General features: G+C 67.7%; 5 protein-coding genes. 1 reads left to right on the forward strand and 4 read right to left on the reverse strand.

Annotated features, from left to right (window positions below):
* Window positions 1-91: 91 nt before the first annotated feature.
* Window positions 92-1273, forward strand: a complete 1182-nt coding sequence (locus G3N93_RS31460) for a serine hydrolase (protein ID WP_206134706.1) — start codon at window positions 92-94, stop codon at window positions 1271-1273.
* Between the two features lie 109 nt (window positions 1274-1382).
* On the opposite strand, the gene G3N93_RS31465 is transcribed toward G3N93_RS31460, so the two are convergent.
* The 4 genes from G3N93_RS31465 to G3N93_RS31480 all read right to left on the reverse strand — a co-directional run bounded on the left by G3N93_RS31465 (window position 1383) and on the right by G3N93_RS31480 (window position 6184).
* Window positions 1383-2555 carry an FAD-binding oxidoreductase gene (locus tag G3N93_RS31465; protein WP_206134707.1) on the reverse strand — a complete coding sequence of 391 codons (1173 nt, stop codon included), beginning with the start codon at window positions 2553-2555 and terminating at the stop codon, window positions 1383-1385.
* Between the two features lie 193 nt (window positions 2556-2748).
* Window positions 2749-3900, reverse strand: coding sequence for a branched-chain amino acid ABC transporter substrate-binding protein (locus tag G3N93_RS31470; RefSeq protein ID WP_089443313.1), 1152 nt, complete (start codon window positions 3898-3900; stop codon window positions 2749-2751).
* Window positions 3901-4319: 419 nt separating this feature from the next.
* Window positions 4320-4511 (reverse strand): CsbD family protein, encoded by a 192-nt coding sequence (locus G3N93_RS31475; RefSeq protein ID WP_174938139.1) that lies wholly within the window; start codon window positions 4509-4511, stop codon window positions 4320-4322.
* A gap of 140 nt (window positions 4512-4651) precedes the next feature.
* Complete coding sequence (locus G3N93_RS31480) at window positions 4652-6184, reverse strand: helix-turn-helix transcriptional regulator (RefSeq protein WP_174940078.1); 1533 nt, start codon at window positions 6182-6184, stop codon at window positions 4652-4654.
* Window positions 6185-6502 lie beyond the last annotated feature (318 nt).

The raw sequence follows: 6502 nt of genomic DNA on the forward strand, positions 1-6502 counted from the left end.
TCCCGCGAAGCCCTGTTCCATGTATGGATAAACGGCACGATCGGGGCATGCCGCCTACCATGTCGGCTCACCCTTCACGACAGAGTCTTCGATGATCCCCAACCGCGCGTCATCCCAGCAGCCGTCGACCGATCCCGCACTCGCCGAGCGCGTCGATGCGGTACTGTCCCGTCAACTCGACACGCACCGCCTCGTCGGCGTGGTCGTCCTGATCGCACGCGACGGCGAGCTCGTCTATCGCCGCGCGGCCGGTTTCGCCGATCGCGAAGCACGCACGCCGATGCAAGAGGACACGCTGTTCAGGCTCGCGTCGGTGACGAAGCCGATCGTCGCGACGGCCGCCATGGCGCTCGTTGCACAGCACAAGCTGTCGCTCGACGACGACGTCACGCGCTGGTTGCCCGAGTTTCGCCCGGCACTGCGCGACGGCAGCGTGCCGGCGATCAAGGTGCGTCACCTGCTCACGCATACCGCCGGCCTCGGCTATCGCTTCGCGGAAGCCGACGCGACTGGCCCGTACGCACGCGCGGGCGCCTCCGACGGGCTCGACGGCGCATCGATCACGCTCGCCGAAAACATGCGCCGGATCGCGAGCGTGCCGTTGCAGTACGCGCCCGGCACCGGCTGGAACTACTCGCTCTCCATCGACGTGGTCGGCGCGCTGATCGAGGCCGTCAGCGGGCTGCCGCTCGCCGATGCGGTCGATGCGCTCGTGCTACGCCCGCTCGGCACCCGCGACACGGGATTCGTCGCACGCGACGCCGCGCGGCTAGCAACGCCCTACGTCAACGACACGCCGCAGCCGCACCGGCTCGCCGAGAACGAAGCCGTACCCATCTTCGAAGGGTCCGTTGGCGTGACGTACTCGCCGTCCCGCGCGCTCAATGCGGAAGCATTCGCATCGGGCGGCGCCGGGATGGTCGGCACCGCCGGCGACGTGCTGAACGTGCTGGACACGCTGCGGGCGGGCGGCGGCGCAGTCTTGCCGGCCGACCTGGTCGACGAGATGGGCCGCGTCCACACCGGCAACCTCGAGCTGCCCGACCTGCCGGGTGCGGGTTACGGGATCGGGTTTTCCGTGTTGCGCGACCCGCGCGCGGCGCTGTCGCCGGAGTCCCCGGGCACCTGGCGCTGGGGCGGCGTCTACGGTCATTCGTGGTTCGTCGACCGCGCACGCGGGCTCACCGTCGTGTCGCTGTCGAACACGCTCTACGAAGGGATGAACGGCCCGTACACGCTCGATCTGCGCGACGCGGTCTACGGCGTCGGCTGACGCGCGCCACACCCTTGCACGCGCAACGAAAAAAGGCCCGACACGGTCGGGCCAATGAGGTGAGACACAAGGAGAATCCCGCCCACCACACCGGGCGGGTTACGCCGCGCTACACGACGTTCTTTTCGACGATCGGCCGGTTTTCCAGCACGCGCGACCAACCGAGCGTCGACAGGTCGAGCGTGTCGTAACGCCCGCCCAGAATGAGTTCACTTACGCCGCGCCCCGTCGCCGGCCCTTGCTGCAGCCCGTGGCCGCTGTAGCCGTTCGCGAACACGACGTTGTCGAGTTCCGGGTGATACCCGATGATCGCGTTGTGGTCGAACACGTTGTACTCGTAGTAGCCGGACCAGCAGTTCTCCACGCGCAACGCCTCGAATTCCGGCACGCGATTCGCGAGCGTCGGCCAGATCACCTCGTCGAACAGGTCGTGATCGACTTCGTCGAGCGGCAGGTCGTCCGGGTCGCGATCCGGGCTCGGCGACGTCCCGCAGATATACGTGCGCCCTTCCGGCCGGAAGTACACGCCGGTCGGATCGATCAGCAGCGGGCAATCCGTGAGCTTCGCCGGCGACGACACGTTGAAGATGCTGCGGCGCCGCGCATACACGGGGATGTCGATGCCCATCATCGACGACAGCGTGCGCGTCCACGCCCCTGCCGCGTTGACGAGCGCGTCGCACGCATAGCGTTCGCCGTCGGCCGTGACCACCTGCGTCACCTTGCGGCCGTCGCGCACCACCTCCTTCACATCGGACGGCACGTAGCGCGCACCCAGCGCCTGCGCCTTCTTGCGCAGCGCCTGCACAAGCCCGTAGCCGTCGAACCAGCCTTCGCCGCTCACGCCATACGCGCCCGACACGAGATCGTCGACGTTCAGCCACGGAAACTTCGCGCGCAACGCATCGCGATCCATCAGCCGGATGTCCGCGCCGAGGCTCGTCTGCAGCGCATGATTCTCGCGCAGTGTCGCATCGCCGGCCGGCGTCGCGAGGAACAGGTAGCCGCCTTCGTGCAGGTCGATCGACGGCTGGTGGCCGTCCACTTCGAGGCGTTCACCGATCGTGCGCAGGAAGTCGATGCCGAACAGCGACATCTCGATCGACAGCGGCGTCGAGAACTGCTGGCGAATCGACGCGGCCGACAACGCCGACGACGATCGCGCATAGGTGGGGTCGCGCTCGATCACGGTCACGGAAACCGTGGGATCGGTGGCGCGCAGGAAATAGGCGATCGAGCTGCCGATCACACCACCGCCGACGATGACGACTTGAGAACTCACGACTGACTCCAGTTGCACAGGTTGGGCGCGGCCAGCCGGCCCCGCCCGTAGGTTGTTCGTGCCGCGTCACGCGCGGCGTCGCGCGGGCAGACTCGTGCGGCTGTCACACCGGCGTGCGCCGCGATCGCAACCGATCGCTGATGGCATTTCAGCACGTCCGGCGTCGCCGCGAAAGTCCGCGCGCGGGTTGCGTTCAATCCGCCGATTTCGTCGTGACGGGCTGCCACGCGGCGTTCTTCACCTCGTACAGCGTCGAGCTCGGGTTCTTCAGGTCGCCCGTGTTCGTGAACGCGATGGTGCCCGTGATGCCGTCGTAGCGCGTGCCCTTCAGCGCGCCGTTGAAATCGGCCGGCTTCGTCGAATTCGCCTTCTGCATCGCGTTGATCGCGATCCACGTTGCGTCGTACGCGAACGGCGCGTACGCGAGCATGTCGATGCCGTACTTCTGCTTGAATTTCGTTTCGAACTCCTTGCCCTTCGCGAGACGCGCCAGCGGCTGCCCGTATTCCCACACGGACGCGCCTTCCGCCGCATTGCCGGCCAGCTTGATGAAGTTCGCGTTCATCACGCCGCCGCCCGCGAGGAACTGCGCGCGGATGCCGAGCTGGCGCATGCGCTTCACGAGCATCGCGGCCTGCGCGTCGAGGCCGCCGAAGAACACGAGATCGGCATTGGTGCTCTTGATCTTCGTGAGCTGCGCGCTGAAATCCACCGCCTTGTCGTTCGTGAATTCGCGCGCGACGATCGTGCCGCCGTTCGCCTTCACGGACTTCTCGAATTCGTCGGCTTCGCCCTGGCCGAACGCGGTGCGATCGTCGATGATCGCGATGCGCTTCGCCTTGGTCACGCTCGCCGCATAGGCGCCTGCGTTGCCGGCGTTCTGCGTGTCGGTCGCGATCACGCGGTACACGGTGCCGAGCCCGGCGCGCGTGATGTCGGGATTGGTCGCCGACGGCGTGATCATCGGAATGCCGGCCTTCGCGTAGATCTTCGATGCGGGCAGCGTCGTGCCCGAGTTGAAGTGGCCGATCACGACGGCCACCTGTGCGTCGGCGAGCTGCTGCGCGGCCTGCACGCCGGTGCGCGGATCGCTCTGGTCGTCCTGCGACGCGACGACGAACTTCACGGGCTTGCCGCCCACCGTCGTATGCGCGGCATTCGCTTCGTCGACGGCCATGCGCACGCCGTTCTCGATGTCCTTGCCGTACGCGGCGCCGCCGCCCGTCAGCGGGCCGGCCACGCCGACCTTGACGACCGTCTCCTGCGCATGAACCGCGCCGGTCTGGAGCGCGAGGATCGCGGCGGTCAATGCGACGCCGGAAAGCGAACGAATGCGGAACGTCATGACAATCCTTGTTCTGGGGGCCGGGATGCAACGCGCGATCGCCGCGCGTCGGCAACCTCCCGCGTGCCGGTCATCTCGTCCGCCGCCGGGGCGCCATGCAACGTCCCGACTGGCCGATCGATCGCCGCGGCTCCGTCTCCGAAGAGCCTTTCATCGCGAAAGAGGTGAATGGATTGTGGATAGCCAATACCCGTGCAGCAAACGAAATATCGGAACTATGTTGTGAGGATTTGTCATCAAGTTCCGCATTCGCGGCCGCCCCGCGGCCCACGCAACGGTGAGCCGTGGGTAAATCGTTGCAGTGGGAAGCCCTGCCGGCGCCCGTCCCTCAAGGCCGCCCGTGGTCATGCCGGCGGCGCATCATCGTTGCGATGACGGCCCGGCCGGCCGTCGCGACGCCTGCGGCGCCGCGTCATCGGTCAGTGCCGATCGGTGTCCGTCTGCTTGCGCACCGCGTCGGCCGCCTCGCCGGCCTGCTCCTGCATCTTGCCGGCCTCCTGTTCGGCGACGCCTTCCGCTTCCGTCTTGCGGTCGCCCGTCACCTTGCCGAGCGCTTCCTTGACCGAACCCTTGACCTGCTTGAGCTTGCCTTCGATGCGATTCCTGTCCATGGTCGTCTCCTGCGATGGTTGGGGAGAGTCGACGATGTGACGGCCAGCGCCGCACCGCCGAGTGGACAGGATCGCAAGCGGGCGCCGCGTGCGGTAGATGCGGATGCACCAGCGCACATGGTGCATTCGTACCGACGGCGTCAGCCCTTGTCTTTCGCGCCGCCCTTCTCGCCGCGCGCCCCATTCGCTTCGGATGCGCCGACGATCCCGCGTTCGCGCGCCCACACGATCGCCTCGCCGCGGCTGTGCACGTCGAGCTTCGCGTAGATGGTCGCGACGTGATTGCGCACGGTGTTCGGCGCGAGCCCGAGGCGGCCGGCGATCTCCTTGTCGGCGAGGCCGTGGCACAGCAGGTCGAACACGTCGCGCTCGCGCGCGGTCAGGTCCGACAGTTGGGCGCCCGCATCCGGCGCATTCGCGCGCCGCACGTTCGCGAGCTTCTCGATCAGCGTGCGGCTGAACCACGATGCATCCTGCATCGCCGTTTCGATCGCGTAGACGAGCTCCATCTCCGTGCGCTTGCGATCGCTGATGTCGAGCAGCGCGACGAGCAGGCAGTCGCGCCCGTGGATCGCGACGGGGTCGGCCGACACGACGCAATCGCGCACGTCGCCTTCGCGCGTGCGGATCTGCACGTCGGCATTGCGCACGTTGCCGTCGCGCGCAAGCCGGCCCTCGATGCGCTGCCACGCGCCGCGTTCGGCCCACAGCCCGATCTCGTCCGCGGATTTGCCGAGCAGGTCGTCCTGCGCATGGCCCGTCATCGCGGCGAATGCGCCGTTCACGTCGAGCAATTCGACGCGGTCGGCCGTGACGATCGCGGTGGCGACCGGCGCCATCCGGAACGCGGTCGCGAAGCGTTCCTCGCTCTGCCGCAGCGCGCGCTCGGCCTGCTTGCGCGGCTCGAGATCCATGAACGTGAACAGCATGCACGCCTCGTCGTTCATGTCGATCGGCTGCCCGGCGACGACCACGGCCTTCGCGCTGCCGTCCGCGAGCTTCAGCACGGCCTCCATCTGCGGAATCGTCGCGCCTTCGCCCAGCCGCTCGATCGCGAGTTCGCGCCGCTCGGCCTGGTCGAGCACGTCGATCTCGTACACCGAACGGCCGAGCACGTCGTCGCGCGCGTGGCCGGTCATGTCCAGAAAACCCTGGTTGACCTTCACGTAGCGCAGGTCGTCGAGCCGGCAGATCACGGCCGGCGCCGGGTTCGCGTTGAAGGTGCGCTCGAAGCGTTCCTCGGCGCTCGCCCATTCGGTCGCGTCGTGCAGCACGAGCGCGAGGCAGTCGGGTTCGCCGGCCGCGTTCGTCAGCACGAGGCTGCGGATGCGGTGGACCCAGCTCACGGTTTCGTCGGCGGCCGATTCGACCTCGACCGTCACGTCGCTGAACTCCTCGCCCGCGATCACGCGATCCATCGGATAGTGGCCGTCGCGCACCGGGTGGTTGTTCCGGTAGCGCAGCCGGAAGCGCTCGCGGTAATCGGTGACGGTCGCACCGAGCGCCTTCAGCTCGGTCACGCCGTGCATCGCGAGCGCGGCCTCGTTCGCCCAGACGATCCGCTGGTCGGGCTCGACCAGGATCACGCCCTCGGTGAGCCCCGCGATGATCTGGTGCAACTGGCGCCGGTCCGTATGCGACTTCAGCGCCTGTTCGTTTACCTGTTCGTTCATCGAATGGTTGTCCCTGTCGTCTGCATGACCGCCGGCCCGGTTGCCGCTTCGTCGACACGCGCCGGCCGGCGCGTGTGGCGATGATCGCGTGCCGCACCGGTACGCGACAGGCGCGATTGCACTATTCGTCATAGTACATTCGCACGGCCCGCCGCCACCGTGCGGTGTCCCGCCGATCCCCGAAGCATCCACTGCGCCTGCTGCGAAGAAGGCTGCCCCTGCGAAGAAGGCCGCTGCTCCCGCGAAGAAGGCTGCCGCTGCTGCTCCGGCTCCGGCGAAGAAGGCCGCGGCTCCGAAGAAGGCTGCTGCTCCGAAGAA

The sequence above is a fragment of the Burkholderia sp. Se-20378 genome, assembly GCF_017104665.1.
GTDB lineage: Bacteria > Pseudomonadota > Gammaproteobacteria > Burkholderiales > Burkholderiaceae > Burkholderia > Burkholderia lata.

What these genes read in the sequence shown, in the direction of transcription:
- G3N93_RS31460 (WP_206134706.1), top strand. Translation starts at nt 92, where the DNA reads ATGATCCCCAACCGCGCGTCATCCCAGCAGCCGTCGACCGATCCCGCA.
- G3N93_RS31470 (WP_089443313.1), bottom strand. Translation starts at nt 3,900, where the DNA reads ATGACGTTCCGCATTCGTTCGCTTTCCGGCGTCGCATTGACCGCCGCG.
- G3N93_RS31475 (WP_174938139.1), bottom strand. Translation starts at nt 4,511, where the DNA reads ATGGACAGGAATCGCATCGAAGGCAAGCTCAAGCAGGTCAAGGGTTCG.
- G3N93_RS31480 (WP_174940078.1), bottom strand. Translation starts at nt 6,184, where the DNA reads ATGAACGAACAGGTAAACGAACAGGCGCTGAAGTCGCATACGGACCGG.